A 15,456-nucleotide genomic window follows, 5' to 3' on the forward strand; every position below is an offset into this window, starting at 1 on the left:
TGGCTGCCGGCGAATAGACTATTCTTTCGCGTGATCGTCTGGGGCCTGATTGCACGCTCGACGATATTGGAGTCGATTTCGATGCGACCGTCCATCAGAAAGCGTTCCAGCGCCTCCCGCCGGGTGAGCGCGTAGCGGATCGCCTCGGCGGTCTTGGATTTTCCGGAGACCTTCCCCAGTTCCGCTTCCCATAGATCGAAGAGGCTCGCGACCATGGCCACGGATTTTTCCTGACGGAGCGCGGCGCGGCTTCCGGCATCCTTGCCGCGAACCTCGTCCTCGACCTTCCACAATTCGGTCATGGCGATGATCGTTACCGTCGCGGCCTGCGAGAAGGTCGTAGAATTTGCGCCGCAGGTGAGCCCAGCACCCGGCGAGCCGGATTGATTCATTGCTGCCGGCTTTGGCCCGTGCCTTGACCAGGTTGGTATAGGCCGAGTAGCCATCCACTTGCAGGATACCGCTGAATCCGGCGAGGTGGCGCGCCACGCAATCCGCGCCTCTGCTGTCTTCAAAACGATAGGCAACCATTGGCGGACTGGTTCCACCATAGGGTCGATCATCCCGTGCGTAGGCCCATAGCCAGGCCTTCGTGGTTTTCCCCGCTCCGGGGGCAAGGGTGGGCAAGGTCGTCTCGTCGGCGAAGACCCTTTCGCCCTCCTTGACGCGCTCAAGGATGTAATCGGCGAGCATCTGCAATTCGAAGCCCAGGTGCCCCATCCACTGCGCCATCAACGACCGGCTGAGTTCAACGCCATCGCGCAGATAGATCGTCTCCTGCCGGTAAAGCGGAAGGCCGTCGGCGTATTTCGACACGGCGATATAGGGGAGCAGCCGCTCCGTCGGCAGGCCGCTTTCAACGATGTACGCCGACGCCAGAGCCTGGACCACGCCGTCACGGCCCCGGAAAGCGTATTTGGGACGGCGCGTGACGATGACCCGGAACTTCGGCGGCACGACGTCCAGTCGCTCGCAGCGGTCCTCGCCGATCAGAACCTTTTCCAGCCCCTCGCAGTCGCCCGGGATTTCCGGCTCGATAACTTCCTCGATGCGTTCGAGGTGGGCGGCAAAACCCTTGCGCGGGCGCGGGGCTCGCTTCGGCTTGTCCCCAGCCTCGTGAGCAAGTTCGCTCCGGATCGCCGAAAGGCCGGTCTCGACCTCCTCGAAGACAAAGGAGACCTGCTCGTCGTCGATGGCCAGGCGTAGCCGCTCGGAACGCGTGCCATGTTGCGTGCGCTGCAAAACTTTCAGGATCGACGATCCGAGCTTCGGCGACTACGATCCGGGCCTCGCTCGCAGCCTGCTCGCGAGCCATGGAAAGGATCATCGCCTTCAGCGCATCAACGTCGTCGGGAAGGGCAAGACCCGGTAGAACCATGCAAGCAACAAAGCACAAAAACAGCCGCTTTCCCAACCGTTCCAGCCGCATGATTCATCTTGCCGCAGGCCGGTTTCAGCCCGTCGATAACGGCCGCCTGACCCTGGCCGGACGGATCTTTTTCCAGTCTAACCCGGCCAGAAGCGCCATCAGCTGGGCGTGGTCCAGACGCATGCGCGGCCGATATCGCAGACCAGCAGAAGCTGTGATCTTCCAGAGTCTTCGAATAAAGACAAACCCCGCTGCCGTCCCACCACACGATGCGAACCCGGTCCGTACGCTTCGAACGGAATACGTGAAGCGCCCCCGAGAACGGGTCCAAGCCGCCATCCCTGACCAGCGCCATCAAAGATGCCGCGCCTTTGCGGAAGTCGACCGGCTGGCACGACACGTAAACCACCACACCGGAAGCGATCATGCCTTGCGAACCGCGCGGATGATCCTCGCCAGGCGATCGGGATCGACATCGCCGCCGGCGCGCACCACTGCGTCGCCAATGACGATTTCCACCGTGTCGCTGCCCACCGCTTCAAAGCGCGTGAACTTCGCCGGATTGCTCGCTGCCTCCGTTAGTGGCGCAACCATGCCCGACGAAAGCGCCTTGCGGCGCCAAGCATAGAGCTGCGAGGGGTCCAGACCCTCGGAACGCGCAACCGCCGACACATTGCCCCCTGGTGAGAACGCTTCGGCGACAAGCCGTGCCTTCTCTTCGTCCGACCGATGGCGCGGCTTGCGTCGGGACGGCACAGGCTCCGCCGTCAAAATCTCGAATGTTCGATGAGGGCTCATACTGTCGCTCACAGGATTCTCCGCATGATTCATGCTGAAAATGAGCGATCAACCGCCTGCACGCTACGTGGGGATGCCTACGCGTTTACTTATCAACCGGGTCGCGGCCAGATACACCCGCAGGTGGCTCGGCCGATCACTGATCAATCGCCAGGAATCAAATGGGCATCGGCCGTGGGCTGGGGCGGCCAACGCCTCTACGTGGTTCCCAGTTTGGAATTGGTGGTGGTAGTGATGGCGGGACTCTATGACAATCCAGTGCTTCAACCAGTCGTCGGCGAGGTCATCCTGCGGCGCTATGCTCTCTCCGCAGTTTCGAACGGGTGAGGGTTCGCACGTGCTGAAAAATCACGGAAATTTCTGTCGCAAAAATCGCTCGCAAAAGTCAGAGTTTCGCGGCTGAGTTCTGCGACACCTCAATTCGAGGTCTCGTCGCCAGACAATGGTTCAAAACGAGCCTTCAGCACATCGAATGTGTTCCGTGCGATATAGAGGCTGGAATCAAGGGTAAGGTCCGCGCCTCGATGCGCTTCCATGCCTCATCATCGGAACACGTCAGATGATATTTTATCCTTTATCCAATGGTCTCGACCAGAAAACGCGATGGCTGGAAATCCACCCACCCCGGAATTCTGGACTACTTCAATGGCGTCGCGCTGCCACGGTATTGGCGATACCCCAACTGACGTAGAGCACCAGCACCTGGCCACGCGCAAAGGCAGCGGTCTGGCCGACGCCATCACGCTCGCCGTCAACGAGCTGATCGCCAGCGGCAAATATGGCGAGGTGCTGAAGAAGTGGAGCCTTACCGCCGAAGCCATCGACCAGTCGCGCACCAACCCGCCCGGCCTGCCGAAGCCCAATAGCTGAACAGAAACATTGAAGGCGGGCGCCATCGGCGTCCGCCTCTTCGACCATGCCGGCGTGCGGACGACGTACCCAGATAACACCGTAAAAAATCGGAAATTCAATGTGCCGCTGAGCAACTCCTCAGGTGGCCCGCATAAGTGGAAGCACAGGGCCGCTATTGAAGGAGACGTGCCCTCTCAGGACGCCCGTATGGCATCTGGTTAGACGGTTTGCCGAGAAGGATGATGCGGCAGGTGGTTTGGCGGAGCATCGCACGGCCTGTTCTGCCGTAAGAACTGAGCCGATGCTCATGCGACCCACCCTCAAAGGACGCCAACGACATCCGATCTTGGTCCTCTGCGTGAACGATATCAATTCGATGTTCGAGACCGCGTCGAACTGGCTGAAGGCATGGTTGATGAAATTGCCATTTACGAGAGAGCCTGGATATCGCCCTGCCGTGTCCTGTCGCGGCAGTTGAGAAGGTCGACCAAGTCGTCGGCTCTTCGATAGGCATGTCGATTAAGGGGACGCCCACCTCGACGACCGGCAGCCCCGTGAAGACGTCGATAATGTCCCACGTGCCTTCGGGCGTCTTCTCTATGTCGTAACGCTGGGCCATTGGGGGTTTGGGCGGGATACCTAGAGGTTACAGGACATCCTTTGGGCTCCGAGAATGGTCTCCCGATTGGACTGCTCTAGCGCCTCAATTTAGCGAAGCGAGCGGACTTGGCAATCCCGGGGTCGGCCGCCAGATTTCGCATGACGCGTAAATAACATCGGCTGCGAATGCAAACCGTCTTGTTTCCGAAAGACTGACCCAGCGAAACGCGTTCCAACAGATCTGAACAAAGCAGCCCGTCGAACAAAAAAGGCCGGGCTCGAATGCGGCCCGGCCGGCTGAAGGTCAAAGCCTTCAGAGGGGAACACCGTTTAGCGGAATGGGAGGAAAACCGCCGAACGATTTTGCCTTTCTGAGCTCATTTCACGGCTTTGGCGACGAATGACAATCCAAAGAAAGCGCGAAACGGGAAAGATTCGTGCTCAGACCGCAAACCTGAAGATCGGCACCGGCGTGCCACATCGGCATACGAACGCGGTCGGCTTTTCAGGCGGCATGTCGGAACAACGGTGCCCCGACCACTTGCCGGTCCGCGGGCCTCGGCCGCCAATTCTTTCGGCAGGCTCAGAAGCGGCATGGTCGCATTCCCGCCGCGCTTAAGAAAAACGGAACGGAAGCCCCTGGACGCCGGCGGCGGCGTCACGACCCGATGCACGGTCGCGCGCAAAATAGCCATTCGACGCCAGTTCGAGCACTGCGCCGATATTGACGACCAGCGTTTCCGGGAATCGAGTCCACATGCCATCACATCGCATTCTCGGGCGACTTTATATTATGGTCAGGTCGCGCAAGTACGAGCTTCGAAGTTCCTCATCCTGTGACACGCATTGGGTCATCGGCCCAATCTGTGATCTTGGCCAATTCTAAGGACGAATATACGGAGTCTAAAGATTCCCAAGTTCGTGAACCCGTTGTGATCTTCCAAGCCGGACGGCGGGCTGTCGAGACTGCTTCGACACTCCTCACAAGCCCAAGGGAGAAAGCCGAGGCAAAGTATCCCCTCGCCTGTCGCTGTGAAGAAGATGCAGGCAATGCTGTTTCAGGCGCATGAACTCGCCCGAGGCGATGATCTCGGTCATGCGCGGCCTCTCGAAAGGCACGGTGATTTCCTCGTGGATCCGGCCGGGCTGCGCCTGCATGACGATGATCCGGTCGGCGAGCAGCAAGGCTTCGTCGATATCATGAGTGACGAATAGGATCGTCTTGCGGAATTGCTCCCAGATATCGAGCAGCAATTCCTGCATTCGAAGCCGTGTCAGGGCATCGAGCGCCCCGAACGGCTCGTCCATCAGCAGCAGCCGTGGCTGGTTGACGAGAACACGCGCGATCTCGACGCGTTGCTGCATGCCGCCGGACAGCTGGCCGGGATAGCGCCCAGCAAAGCCGTTCAGGCCGACGAGATCGAGCATTTTCTCCGCCTCGAGACGCCGTTGCCCGCGCTTGACGCCGCGCATCTTGAGGCCGAAAGCGACGTTATCGCGCGCATTCTTCCACGGAAACAGTGTGTGGTGCTGGAAAACGATGCCGCGTTCCGGATGGGGGTCTTTTACGGGCTCTCCGTCGACCGAAAGGACGCCGGCAGTCGGCTTGATATGTCCCGCCAAGGCGCCGAGCAGGGTCGACTTCCCACAGCCGGATGGCCCCAGAAGACAGGCGAATTCGCCGGGAGAGACTTCGAAGCTCGCATCACTGACGGCTTCGAACGCACTGCTGCCGCGACCGAGCCGGATCGAAACATGATTGACCTCGATACGGCCCGTTGCCGCGCGAAAGCTGCGCTGATGGGTGTTCATCGTTTGCTGTCCTTCGTGTGCCATGGAAGAAGTGCAGCACCTGCCGCTCGCAAGAGGGCGCTGCTCCCCATGCCGAACAGCCCGATCAGGATCATGCCGACGATGATTTCAGGATAGTTTTGCAGCGTGTAGGATTCCCAGGTGTAGTAACCGATACCGAACTGGCCGGCGATCATCTCGGCGGTGACGAGACAGAACCAGGACGTGCCCATGCCGATGACCAGGCCCGTGACGATGTTCGGCGCCGCGCCTGGAATAATGACTTCCAACAGCATCGCCGTCCGGGTGCTCCCAAGGCTGCGCGCAGAGGCAATCAGCCTTCGATCGACGCTTTCGACGCCGTGGACGGTGTTGAGCAGGATCGGAAACAATGCGCCCGTAAAGGTGATGAAAATCATCGAGAGTTCCGACGACGAAAACATCAGAACCGCAAGCGGAATCCAGGCGACGGCCGGGATCGGCCGCAGGAGTTCGAGCGGGGCTTGCAGGAAATCCCCGAGCCACCGTGAGCGACCGATGACGAGGCCGAGGACGATGCCGATCACGGCGGCGATGCCAAAGCCGGCGAGAACCCTTTCCAGGCTGCTCGAGACATGGGCAAAGAACTTGGGCGAGCGCAGGAAATCCAATGCTGCCGACCCGACATCCACGGGCAACGGCACATTCTCGAACGTGACAATGCCGAGATTCAGTTTGAGGCTCGATGCCATCTGCCAGAGAATGAGGCAGGTGGCGAGAGATCCTGTCCGGCGCAACCAGCGCCCAAGATGGAAACGCGTCATGGCCAGCCTCAATTGCTGGCCATGATCGAGGCCTTGGCGGCAGCAAAATCCAGCACCTTGCCACCATGATCGTTTGCCCATTTCTCGGCATTTTCCTTTAGCAGGAAGGCGCTGACCTCGCCGCCGTCGGCACGCACGAACCAGGCCTGATTGCCGAGCAGCTTGATGCCGCTTTCACGGTCCTGGGCATAAAATACCCGGATCGATTTGCCCTCACCTTCGATGGCCTTGAGCGCCTTGAATGCGTTTTCCGGCGACGCATAATGTCGCACGAGCGGCTCACCCTGGATCCAAATCTCGGCAACACGCTTGGGATCGCTGATCGCCTCACCGGTGGCAGCATCCTTGGCGTTCAAAGGCAGCTGGGCGTAGTTCTTGAGCGCGGCATCGTAGCCGAGCCCAGATGCCTTGAATGCGGCCCTTATGAACCGCTCGTCGACAAAGCTGTTCACGTCGAGCGACTGGTCGGTCTTTTTCAGGACCCTCAAAGTGTCGATCGCGGTGGCGACAGCCTGGCGGTATTCCGGCTTCCAGGTTAAATCACGGGTCTGAAGCCCGAGCGGTCCATGGAACAGGTAGTCGACCTCGGCTTCGACGCCCGTCACCTTTGCGATCAGTTCACTGTATTTCTCCGGCTCCCTGGCGATCAACTGATCGGCCTCGATTGCGGCGCGAAGATAGGCAACAACGATCTCGGGATATTTTTCGGCATAGTTGGCATCGACCAGAGCACCGTGGAAAGTGGGCGTCTTTGCCTGCGATCCGTCATAGATCTTGCGTGCGAAGCCGCGCCAGGGGAAGAGTTCGGCAAAGGGGACAAAATCGGCATGCGCCTCGATCTGGTTTGCCTGCAGGGCCGCGCCGGCAACTTCAGGCGCCTGGGTGATGATCTTCACGTCGCGTTCGGCGTCCCACCCCTGCGCCTTGACGGCGCGCAGCAGCATGCCATGCGAGGTCGATGCGAATGGAACGGAGATGGTCTTGCCCTTGAGGTCCGAGAGCGACTGGATGGGCGAAGCGGTCGGCACCACAATGCCGTTGCCGCTACCGTTCACGCTGCCGGATAGCACGGTGATGAACAAGCTCTTTCTTCCGGCCTTGATATGGGCGAGACCGTTGAACGAGCCGGGGAAATCTGCCATCACGCCGAAATCAAGCTTTCCGGCGATCTGCTCATTGGTGATCGGCGCGCCGCTCGTGAAGTTCTTCCACTGAATATCATAGCTGACGTCCTTATACTTGCCGTCGTGCGGCAGGTATTTGTCGAGCAGCTTCAACTCACGGATCAGCAATCCGCCCGTGGCGGTATTGATGGTGGTGTCCTGCGTGCCGATCGCCACGCGGATGGTTTCGGCATCCGCGGCAGAAGCAAAGCCGGCGGCCATAAGGGCAAGGGCAGCCAAGTTTGTGCGAAAATTCATGGGTTTTACCTCGTGATTTGATTGCCGGCATTCGGCGGCTGAATTTGCTAACCCAGTGGCGATTGCCAATCCGCTGTCCGGCAAATTTATGTGACGCCCGAGCCGAGGGCATAAGCAATTACTTGCACGGTTTCTGGTCGGTTTATCCCAGGCATCCGCGTCGGCATTAAATTCGTCGTGCTAAAACAAAAGGTTACGCTGGCGCCGTTCGAATGGGACAACAATCATCTAAATCAGGCATGAACGGCGCAATTGTATTCCTTTTTTGCCTATAGAATTTATATACTTTTTACGCGTTTTCACCATGCGCAAGGAGCCGGATATGAGCCTCGAAATGCTTTCTACCGATTTCGAAGCTGAGCGTAAGAAACATGAGCCGGTGCTCGAACTGCCCGAGCAGGTCGTTCTTCCCGGCGATCGGGCGCTCTTTCTCAGCGAAAGCGTGGAAGGGCTCGACGACGGCGCGCATTTTCTCGATACCCTGACATCAGACGAGTGGGCGAAACTGAGGGCGCATGGCCGACGTCTTGCTTTTGCGACCGGTCAGGCGATCTTCACCCAGGGCGATAGGCACGGTGGCATTTTCATCATCGAAAGCGGCAAGGTTCACGTCTTCTACACGGCACCGTCAGGACGCGAGATCACCCTCGCCTACTGGACGGCGGGGCATTTCATTGGTGGTCCCGAAATGACCGGCGGTGGAATCCATATCTGGTCGGGAGAAGCATTGAGTGAATGCCGGATGCTGTTCATACCGGCCAATGCGTTGAAGAAGCTCGTCGTCGAGCTTCCGAATTTCGCGCTCTGTCTTCTCCAGGGGCTTGCAGCGAAGGGCAGATGCTATTCGGCGATGGCTCAGATGCTTGGCACGCGTTCGGTGATCGAACGTCTGGCGCAGTTCCTGATGAATCTCGGTAACCTTCATGGCGTCCGCGACGGACGGGCAATCGTCGTCAATGCCAAGGTGACGCATGACCAGATTGCGGCCATGGTGGGCTCCACACGCCAATGGGTGACGATGATGATGAAGCGCTTCCAAAAGGAAGGGCTGGTAACGGTGACGCCACGCCATATCCGCATCGAACGCCCGCACGCGCTGATGGAAATGGTTTCGAAGCGCGCGGCGGCGTGAGGCCGCGTTCGGCTTCCACTAACCGAGCCGCGTTAGCGCCCAGCGAACGGTCTTGCGTACGTCTGGATCGGCGTCGCCGATATGCGCCATGAGAGCATCTCGCGACGATGGATCGGCGATCTCACCGAGCGCTGACGCAGACTCCTTACGCAGTGAGGCCATGTCGCTCGTCAACAGCACGGAAATCTGCCGTACCGCCGATTGCGCCTTGAGCTTGCCAAGCGCATTCAGGCATTTTTGCCGAACCTGCCAGTATTCGTCGGAAAGGCCGGCGCTCAGTCCGTCGACGGCCGAGGTCTGGCCGATACGGCCGAGCGATTCGGCCGCCGCGGCCCGCACCTGCCAGTTCTCATCGTCGAGGGCAGCCGTCAGGGCGGCCGTTGCGGCGGGCTGGCTCGTGAAGGACAAGGCATTGACCGCAACCGACCGAACGGTGGCATCGGCATCGCGCGTCGCGGCGATGAGGGACGGCAAGGTCTCTTCCAGCTTGAGATAGGCAACGACGCCGAGCGCCTGTGCGCGCACATTGGCATCTTCATCCCGCATCGCCGCCAGAGCGGGGCCGAGTGCCCCACGCGAACGCAACGCTTTCAGCCCGCGAAAACCGGCAGCCCGGACGAAGGCGCGCCCATGACTGACGAGCGGCAGAATGGATTGCGCTGCCGCCGGATCCTTCAGCTCAGCAAGGCTATCGGCTGCCGCCTGGGCCACCGTCAAATCCTGATCCGCCGCCAGACGGGCAAGGCCCGCAGCCGCCTCAACGGTGTCGAACTCGGACAGTGCAATCGCCAGCTGCAACCGCACTGTCGCGTCGGGGTCGGCAACTGCGGTGAGGAGATGCGGCAGCACATCCGCGCTCGCGGTCTCGGCAAGGTCGATGACGGCAAGCCGTCGCACGGCCGCGTCTGCATCGCTCAGACGCTCGCCGATTTCCTCGATGTCGCCAAAATCTTCGAAGGGATCGAATGCAGTCATGTCAGCGCAACAGATAGGGGATGTTGACGGTTACAGCGCCGGTCGGACAATCCTGCTCGCACGGCATGCAGTACCAGCACTCGTCGAATTTCATATAGGCTTTGCCAGTGAGATCGCTGATGCGCAGGACATCCAGCGGGCAGACATCGACGCAGACCGTGCAGCCCTTGTCGGCGATGCATTTCGCCTCGTCCACGACGACGGGAACGGTTGTGGGTGAAAGCGCAAGCGGCATGGCTTCCTCGTCAGGCTTGATTGGAAACGCGCAGACGGTCATAGGCCGTCCGCTCCTCGTTCTCGATCGGAACGATGTAGGGTTGGATTGGCCGCTTCTCAGAAACCGAGCGGCCGTCGACCTTGCGCAGAAGCGTATGGCAGAACCAGTTGTCGTCATCCTTTTTGGGATAATCGACACGGTTGTGATAGAGCCCCCAGCGGCTCTCCGTCCGGAAGAGCGAGGCATGGGCCGCCATGTCGGCGCAGTCGAGAATGGACGAAACTTCGAGCGAACGCATCAGTTCATGTGCGTCGCGTGCGACAAGGGCGGTTTCGAGATCATCCCTGATCTCCGTGAGCCGCGCCTGGCCGATCTGCATCCTGGCCGTCACCTTGGGCGGCTGCAGATAGTCGTTGACCAACCGCCGGGCCTTATATTCCAGCTGGTTGGGCGGGATGCCGTCCTCGCGCCGCGTCGGTGCCAACACCCGCTCGCGCTCCGCCCGGACAAACTCGCTGTCGAAATCCGGAAGGTCGGTTTCGAGCGCGACTTCGGCAGCGTGCTCGCCGGCGACGGCTCCATTGGTGAAGGCGCCGAGCATATAGTTGTGTGGCACGCTCGCCATGTCGCCCGCGGCGTAGAGGCCCGGCACCGTGGTCCGGGCGAATTCATCGACGAAAACGCCCGACGCGCTGTGACCCGAACAGAAGCCGATTTCGGAAATGTGCATTTCGATCATCTTTTCGCGGTAATCGGTGCCCCGCGCCTGATGGAACCGGCCGCGCGACGGGCGCTCGACCTTGTGCAGGATCTCTTCGATCTCGCCGACCGTGTCGGCATGAAGGTGGTTAAGCTTTAGGAACACCGGCCCCTTGCCCGACTGTAGTTCGTTGTAGAATTCCTGCATCATCTGTCCCGACCAGTAGTCGCTTTCGATGAAGCGCTTGCCTTCATTGTTGGCGGTATAGGCTCCGAACGGACCGGCGACGTAAGCGCAAGCCGGGCCGTTATAGTCCTTGATCAGCGGATTGATCTGATAGCATTCGAGATTCGCGAGCGCGGCACCCGCGTGGTAGGCCATGGCATAACCGTCACCGGAATTGGTCGGATTCTCATAGGTTCCAAAGAGATAGCCGGAATGCGGCAATCCGAGGCGGCCCGCCGCGCCCATGCACAGGATCACGGTCTTGGCGCGCAGCACGAGGAATTCAGCCGTGCGCGTGTTCACAGCAATGGCGCCCGCGATCCTGCCGTCCTTGGCGGTCAACAGGCGCGTTGCCATGAAGCGGTTGGAGACCAATATCCTTTCGCGCTTGATCTGCCGGTAGAGCGCCTTCTTGACGGTATCGCCATTCGGCATCGGCAGCACATAGGTTCCGAGATGGTGGACCTTCTTCAGGTCGAAATCGCCATTGGCGTTCTTCTGGAAACGGATGCCGAAACCGTCAAGTTCCTGGATGATGTCATAGCAGCGCGAGGCATATTTGAAGACCGGCGCCTGATCGACGATGCCGTCATTGGCGATGGTGATCTCCTTGGTATATTGCTCGGGCGTCGCATATCCTGGGACGACGGCGTTGTTCAGCCCGTCCATGCCCATGCAGATAGCTCCGGAACGCTTCACATTGGCCTTTTCGAGCAGGACGACATTCAGAGCGGGATTTTTCTGCTTCGCCTTGAGCGCCGCCATCGGTCCGGCCGTGCCGCCGCCGATCACCAGCACATCGCAGGTGACTTCCGACAGCCCTTCGACAAAATTATCCATTCTCGTTCCTCACGCCTCAGAATCGGCGATTTCGCGCAAATAGCTCCAGGGATAGATGCCTCGGTCGTGCCCGTCGGAGAAAACCAGACGTATGGCGTATGAACCGATCGCCTCTGCGCTCGTCACGGCGACGGTCTCGAACGAATGTTCGTTACCCTCGATGTCCGCCCGCACCTGCTGTGCCGCCCGGCTGCGTGCTCGGAGCACGGACGCCGGGATAAGCGAGACCGCACCGTCATCCCATGTAACGGAGAGAAGATTGCGCGCGGCGGTGACCTTGAGCTCAAGAGGTATCACGGCGTTCCCTGATGGTTCGCCTCATCTTAGGGACCATAGGACCCCGGACACGCAATAAATTGCCTGCGGCCAGCATGCGTATTGAAACCGGGATAAGTCCGGCTTGCCGCATGATCGCGGTCGAGTAGCTCAGCCATTCGGCTTCCACCCTCACAGATCCGGGCTGCCTGCAGGTCTTGAGGCGCGCAAAGGTTGCTCTCTAAGCTGGGTAACACCGCCCTCAGCTCGCCGTCAGCTTGACCGAGCATCATTCGGAGTAGGGCCTAAGCAGCCCGAACTCGCTGCGAAGAAACAAGTTTCGCCTTCCAAAGGGAGACGAAATTCGGCCCAAAGCTTACGGCTGAAACGCGCTTCGCAGCAGGCTGCACGCCTATATCGAAAATGCGCAACGCACTGCGGCAAGAACGCCAACAAAGGTGTCGAGCTGCTTGGGTACTGACTTGCCAAAATCGACATCGCGACAGTTGCGCTCCGATGGCGCGAAATATCTTCGGCTCTTCGTGGAAAATTCTCGAGCAGGGGATCGGGAAGCAAAGCTGAACTCGACTCGGTCGGGGGATAACCAACAGCTCGCAGATCAACACGCGCACGACGGCGGATGCAGCGCTATGGTCCTCGGTGCTGGACGAGCATCGAGATAGTCCTGCCGGGCTGTATTTGCTTTCAGCGACAACCGCCACTATGAAGCGACGCTTCGCCGACTGTGTTTCAAGCTGCCCGGAGAATTCCATGACAGAAGAAGCCGAAAAAAACATCGACAACCTCATCGAGCTCACCGCCGATGTCGTCTCCGCCTATGTCTCCAACAATCCGATCCCGGTGGGGGATCTCCCTGCCTTGATCGGACAAGTGCACGCCGCACTGAAAGGCACGGCCGGAAGCGTCTCCGCAGAAGAGCCGCAGGCTCTGAAGCCTGCTGTCCCGATCAGGAAGTCGGTGACAGCGGACTACATCATCTCCCTTGAGGACGGAAAGAAATTCAAATCGCTAAAGCGCCATCTGTCGACCCACTATGGGCTGACGCCGGATGGATATCGGGCCAAATGGGGCCTGCCGGCGGATTATCCCATGGTCGCGCCGAACTACGCCGCGGCGCGCTCGTCATTGGCCAAGACGATGGGGCTCGGCCGCAAACCGAAAGAGCCGGAAATGCCGGAGCCGGCACCGGCGAAGCCGACCCGCAAGAAGGTCGCAGCTTGATTTCGTCTACCGGAGATTCGTTCTGGAGCGCTGCAGCTGCCAACGGCATAATCTGCGCGGAATATGAAAGGGAGGAGCCCCTTTCCTTTCAAATCTGCGTCGCGAACAGGGTGCGTTTCGTGGCTGCGGCTGCGTCGCCATGTTTTCAATTCGCGCACAGGCTGCGTTCCTGCAAACGCCGCTTCGTAACGCAATGCAAAGGGTTTTGTAGCATGGGTACTCGAAATTACATCGCAGCAGCCTCCCTCGCCATGATGGTGACCGTCTCGTCACCCTCCGAGGCCCGCACCCCCTTCACCAACGACACCGCCTCGCGCACCCAGGCTTTGGCCCTGCTGGAAACCCTCAACGCCGACCTGCTCAGCCACCACAGCGCCACGCTCACACTGGAACGATGGTGTGGTGACCACGGGCTGGCGCCGGAAGCGAAGATCGTCGCCCATCGCGTGAAGGGCGACGCCAAACTGCTGCCGGAAAATGCCCGCCAGGCGTTGGGCGTCAGCGCTGACGAACCCGTGCAGTACCGCCGTGTGCAGCTCGCCTGTGGCGAGCTGGTGCTCTCCGAGGCCGATAACTGGTACGTCCCGTCGCGCCTCACACCCCAGATGAACCAGGTGCTCGACACCACCGACCAGCCCTTCGGCAAGGTGGTCCAGCCGCTGCACTTCCGCCGCCAGACCATTAGCGCCGAGCTGCTGTGGTCGCCGCTGCCCAAGGGGTGGGAGATGGACGCGCCGCTGCCGGCGGAGGGGAAGGGGGCGCTGGCCATTCCCCATGAGGTGCTTCGGCACCGGGCCATCCTCTATACCGGGGCGAACCAGCCCTTCAGCCTGGTGGTGGAGACCTACACAGCCGAGGTCCTGGCCTTTGGCCGCCGCTGAAAGGCCGCGAGTTTTCGCGCTCCCGAACTGACTACTTGAACTGAAGCCCCGGATCGGCCCTATCGCTGTAAAGTTTGACTACTCCATATCAGAGGCATGGCTCCTGACATATTCGCAGCAATCGCCAATCGTGGTCTCGCCGATGCGCAGCGCGTTCCACAGCGTTCGGTAGATCTCACGCTCGGGAACGTAGAGCGCACTGTCGGGTACGATCGGCTTGCCGCTTCGAACTTGGGAGGGCCGCCGCCAAACTGCGGTGCCGTCGCTGACATCGACGAGAACAAGCCCCTCCTTGGTTGCGAAGCGGTCGCGGAACCCGGCAATTGGAGTCTCTCCGACCGTGGAGACCCGGGCCGACTTGGGAATGAGACCGCGAAATGCCGATAGGCGAGGTGGACGCGGGCGGCGTCGAACTGCTGTTCCCCATCGCGCATGTCCTCGAGCATTTCGACGAGATGACCGTACCGGCATCAACACGCCGGTCGTGACCGCGCCGATGCCCGCACAACCCTTGCCGGGCAGCATCGCCACGGCTTCGAGGCTGGCCTTCGCGCTCGTTCACAAATACACGTCGACGGCACGCCGCTCTACCGCCTGGCGCAGGCCTTCGAGCGCGCGGGTGTTCCTGTCAGCCGTGGCGCACTGGGCCACTGGGTGATCGGCTCGAGCGAAAAGCATCTCTCCCGCATCTATGACGCGCTGAAGCTGCGGCTCAGATCGCAGCCCCTCATCCATGGCGACGAGACGACTGTTCAGGTCCTGAAGGAAAAGGATCGAGAGGCCGCAAGCACCTCGTACATGTGGGCTTACCGGAGCGGCGAGGACAGTGACGAGCCGATCGTGCTGCTCGATTATCAGCCGGGTCGCGGCCAGATACACCCGCAGACGTTCTTGGGCGATTACCGCGGCATAGTGATGAGTGATGGCTATTCCGCTTGGCGCACGCTGGAAGGGCAACGCACTGGATGCATGGCCCATTCGAGGCGGCGCTTCGTCGATGCCCTAAAAGCGAGGAAGAAAGGCGGCGGGCCGCCGGAACAGGCGCTCCGGTTCTTCGAACAGCTCTATCGGGCTGAAAGGCAGGCGCGGAACGAAAAACCGGACAAGGGCGAAACGCGAGATCACTGCATTCGCCGCTTCCGCCAGCAACATAGTGTCCCCATCCTCAATGCTCTTAAGGCATGGCTCGACGACATCGCCCCAAAAGTCTTGCCGGACAGCAAGCTCGGCGACGCCGTCTCCTACACCCTGAACCAATGGGGATATCTGACTCGTTACACCGAGGACGGCAGCATGCCGATCGACAACAATCTTCTCGAGCGTGACATCAGGATTTTTGCGATGCGTGAGTCATT

General features: G+C 60.2%; 15 protein-coding genes and 3 pseudogenes. 6 read left to right on the top strand and 12 right to left on the bottom strand.

The window, feature by feature from the left end; all coding sequences use genetic code 11:
• The 3 genes and pseudogenes from tnpC (NKJ06_RS24505) to NKJ06_RS24515 all read right to left on the bottom strand — a co-directional run.
• Positions 1-1,378 (bottom strand): annotated as a pseudogene (tnpC, locus tag NKJ06_RS24505) (IS66 family transposase); the annotation flags it as partial.
• Entirely contained in the window at positions 1,341-1,796 is a 456-nt protein-coding gene (tnpB, locus tag NKJ06_RS24510) for an IS66 family insertion sequence element accessory protein TnpB (protein WP_352810880.1), read from the bottom strand. The pseudogene tnpC (NKJ06_RS24505) and the gene tnpB, both read right to left, overlap by 38 nt.
• On the bottom strand, positions 1,793-2,179 hold the full coding sequence (locus tag NKJ06_RS24515) for a transposase (protein ID WP_352810882.1): 387 nt from the start codon (positions 2,177-2,179) through the stop codon (positions 1,793-1,795). Before NKJ06_RS24515 ends, tnpB begins: the two co-directional genes overlap by 4 nt.
• A gap of 12 nt (positions 2,180-2,191) precedes the next feature.
• Between NKJ06_RS24515 and NKJ06_RS24520 the strand changes: the two genes are divergently transcribed.
• Complete coding sequence (locus NKJ06_RS24520; RefSeq protein ID WP_352810883.1) at positions 2,192-2,494, top strand: hypothetical protein; 303 nt, start codon at positions 2,192-2,194, stop codon at positions 2,492-2,494.
• Between the two features lie 375 nt (positions 2,495-2,869).
• A pseudogene (locus tag NKJ06_RS24525) lies at positions 2,870-3,037 on the top strand (ABC transporter substrate-binding protein); the annotation flags it as partial.
• A gap of 1,197 nt (positions 3,038-4,234) precedes the next feature.
• On the opposite strand, the gene NKJ06_RS24530 reads toward NKJ06_RS24525, so the two are convergent.
• The 4 genes from NKJ06_RS24530 to NKJ06_RS24545 all read right to left on the bottom strand — a co-directional run bounded on the left by NKJ06_RS24530 (position 4,235) and on the right by NKJ06_RS24545 (position 7,634).
• Positions 4,235-4,378: a hypothetical protein gene (locus tag NKJ06_RS24530; RefSeq protein WP_352810885.1), complete on the bottom strand. Its 144-nt coding sequence runs from the start codon at positions 4,376-4,378 to the stop codon at positions 4,235-4,237.
• Positions 4,379-4,600: 222 nt separating this feature from the next.
• Positions 4,601-5,431 carry an ABC transporter ATP-binding protein gene (locus NKJ06_RS24535; RefSeq protein WP_352810886.1) on the bottom strand — a complete coding sequence of 277 codons (831 nt, stop codon included), beginning with the start codon at positions 5,429-5,431 and terminating at the stop codon, positions 4,601-4,603.
• Positions 5,428-6,213, bottom strand: coding sequence for an ABC transporter permease (locus NKJ06_RS24540; RefSeq protein WP_352810887.1), 786 nt, complete (start codon positions 6,211-6,213; stop codon positions 5,428-5,430). Before NKJ06_RS24540 ends, NKJ06_RS24535 begins: the two co-directional genes overlap by 4 nt.
• Before the next feature lie 8 nt (positions 6,214-6,221).
• Positions 6,222-7,634, bottom strand: coding sequence for an ABC transporter substrate-binding protein (locus NKJ06_RS24545; protein ID WP_352810888.1), 1,413 nt, complete (start codon positions 7,632-7,634; stop codon positions 6,222-6,224).
• A gap of 322 nt (positions 7,635-7,956) precedes the next feature.
• On the opposite strand from NKJ06_RS24545, the gene NKJ06_RS24550 reads away from it, so the two are divergent.
• Positions 7,957-8,766 carry a Crp/Fnr family transcriptional regulator gene (locus NKJ06_RS24550; protein WP_352810890.1) on the top strand — a complete coding sequence of 270 codons (810 nt, stop codon included), beginning with the start codon at positions 7,957-7,959 and terminating at the stop codon, positions 8,764-8,766.
• Between the two features lie 18 nt (positions 8,767-8,784).
• Here the strand turns inward: NKJ06_RS24550 and NKJ06_RS24555 are convergent, their stop codons facing one another.
• Genes NKJ06_RS24555 through NKJ06_RS24570 form a run of 4 tightly spaced genes read right to left on the bottom strand, consistent with a single transcriptional unit; the run spans position 8,785 to position 12,020 of the window.
• Entirely contained in the window at positions 8,785-9,741 is a 957-nt protein-coding gene (locus tag NKJ06_RS24555; protein WP_352810891.1) for a HEAT repeat domain-containing protein, read from the bottom strand.
• Position 9,742: 1 nt separating this feature from the next.
• Positions 9,743-9,976 (bottom strand): 4Fe-4S dicluster domain-containing protein, encoded by a 234-nt coding sequence (locus NKJ06_RS24560; RefSeq protein WP_352725657.1) that lies wholly within the window; start codon positions 9,974-9,976, stop codon positions 9,743-9,745.
• A gap of 10 nt (positions 9,977-9,986) precedes the next feature.
• The gene (locus NKJ06_RS24565) at positions 9,987-11,723 is read right to left on the bottom strand and encodes a fumarate reductase/succinate dehydrogenase flavoprotein subunit (RefSeq protein ID WP_352810894.1); all 1,737 of its coding nucleotides are present in this window, start codon (positions 11,721-11,723) and stop codon (positions 9,987-9,989) included.
• Between the two features lie 9 nt (positions 11,724-11,732).
• Positions 11,733-12,020: a gamma-butyrobetaine hydroxylase-like domain-containing protein gene (locus NKJ06_RS24570; protein WP_352810896.1), complete on the bottom strand. Its 288-nt coding sequence runs from the start codon at positions 12,018-12,020 to the stop codon at positions 11,733-11,735.
• 729 nt (positions 12,021-12,749) lie between these two features.
• Between NKJ06_RS24570 and NKJ06_RS24575 the strand changes: the two genes are divergently transcribed.
• A complete protein-coding gene (locus NKJ06_RS24575) occupies positions 12,750-13,220 on the top strand; it encodes a Ros/MucR family transcriptional regulator (protein ID WP_352571963.1) in 471 nt (156 codons plus the stop codon).
• Positions 13,221-13,471: 251 nt separating this feature from the next.
• Positions 13,472-14,101, top strand: a complete 630-nt coding sequence (locus NKJ06_RS24580; RefSeq protein WP_352810898.1) for a hypothetical protein — start codon at positions 13,472-13,474, stop codon at positions 14,099-14,101.
• Between the two features lie 78 nt (positions 14,102-14,179).
• Here the strand turns inward: NKJ06_RS24580 and NKJ06_RS24585 are convergent, their stop codons facing one another.
• Entirely contained in the window at positions 14,180-14,626 is a 447-nt protein-coding gene (locus NKJ06_RS24585) for a hypothetical protein (RefSeq protein WP_352810917.1), read from the bottom strand.
• Here NKJ06_RS24585 and tnpC (NKJ06_RS24590) point away from each other — a divergent pair.
• A pseudogene (gene tnpC, locus NKJ06_RS24590) lies at positions 14,544-15,442 on the top strand (IS66 family transposase); the annotation flags it as partial. The gene NKJ06_RS24585 and the pseudogene tnpC (NKJ06_RS24590) sit on opposite strands and share 83 nt — an antisense overlap.
• Positions 15,443-15,456 lie beyond the last annotated feature (14 nt).

The organism is Mesorhizobium sp. M0293 (assembly GCF_040321735.1).
Classification (GTDB): Bacteria; Pseudomonadota; Alphaproteobacteria; order Rhizobiales; family Rhizobiaceae; genus Mesorhizobium.

Bases quoted from the DNA above. Each gene is read 5' to 3' on its own strand.
- tnpB (WP_352810880.1), bottom strand. From the start codon at position 1,796: ATGATCGCTTCCGGTGTGGTGGTTTACGTGTCGTGCCAGCCGGTCGAC.
- NKJ06_RS24520 (WP_352810883.1), top strand. From the start codon at position 2,192: ATGATTCATGCTGAAAATGAGCGATCAACCGCCTGCACGCTACGTGGG.
- NKJ06_RS24530 (WP_352810885.1), bottom strand. From the start codon at position 4,378: ATGTGGACTCGATTCCCGGAAACGCTGGTCGTCAATATCGGCGCAGTG.
- NKJ06_RS24535 (WP_352810886.1), bottom strand. From the start codon at position 5,431: ATGAACACCCATCAGCGCAGCTTTCGCGCGGCAACGGGCCGTATCGAG.
- NKJ06_RS24540 (WP_352810887.1), bottom strand. From the start codon at position 6,213: ATGACGCGTTTCCATCTTGGGCGCTGGTTGCGCCGGACAGGATCTCTC.
- NKJ06_RS24545 (WP_352810888.1), bottom strand. From the start codon at position 7,634: ATGAATTTTCGCACAAACTTGGCTGCCCTTGCCCTTATGGCCGCCGGC.
- NKJ06_RS24550 (WP_352810890.1), top strand. From the start codon at position 7,957: ATGAGCCTCGAAATGCTTTCTACCGATTTCGAAGCTGAGCGTAAGAAA.
- NKJ06_RS24555 (WP_352810891.1), bottom strand. From the start codon at position 9,741: ATGACTGCATTCGATCCCTTCGAAGATTTTGGCGACATCGAGGAAATC.
- NKJ06_RS24560 (WP_352725657.1), bottom strand. From the start codon at position 9,976: ATGCCGCTTGCGCTTTCACCCACAACCGTTCCCGTCGTCGTGGACGAG.
- NKJ06_RS24565 (WP_352810894.1), bottom strand. From the start codon at position 11,723: ATGGATAATTTTGTCGAAGGGCTGTCGGAAGTCACCTGCGATGTGCTG.
- NKJ06_RS24575 (WP_352571963.1), top strand. From the start codon at position 12,750: ATGACAGAAGAAGCCGAAAAAAACATCGACAACCTCATCGAGCTCACC.
- NKJ06_RS24580 (WP_352810898.1), top strand. From the start codon at position 13,472: ATGATGGTGACCGTCTCGTCACCCTCCGAGGCCCGCACCCCCTTCACC.
- NKJ06_RS24585 (WP_352810917.1), bottom strand. From the start codon at position 14,626: ATGCTGCCCGGCAAGGGTTGTGCGGGCATCGGCGCGGTCACGACCGGC.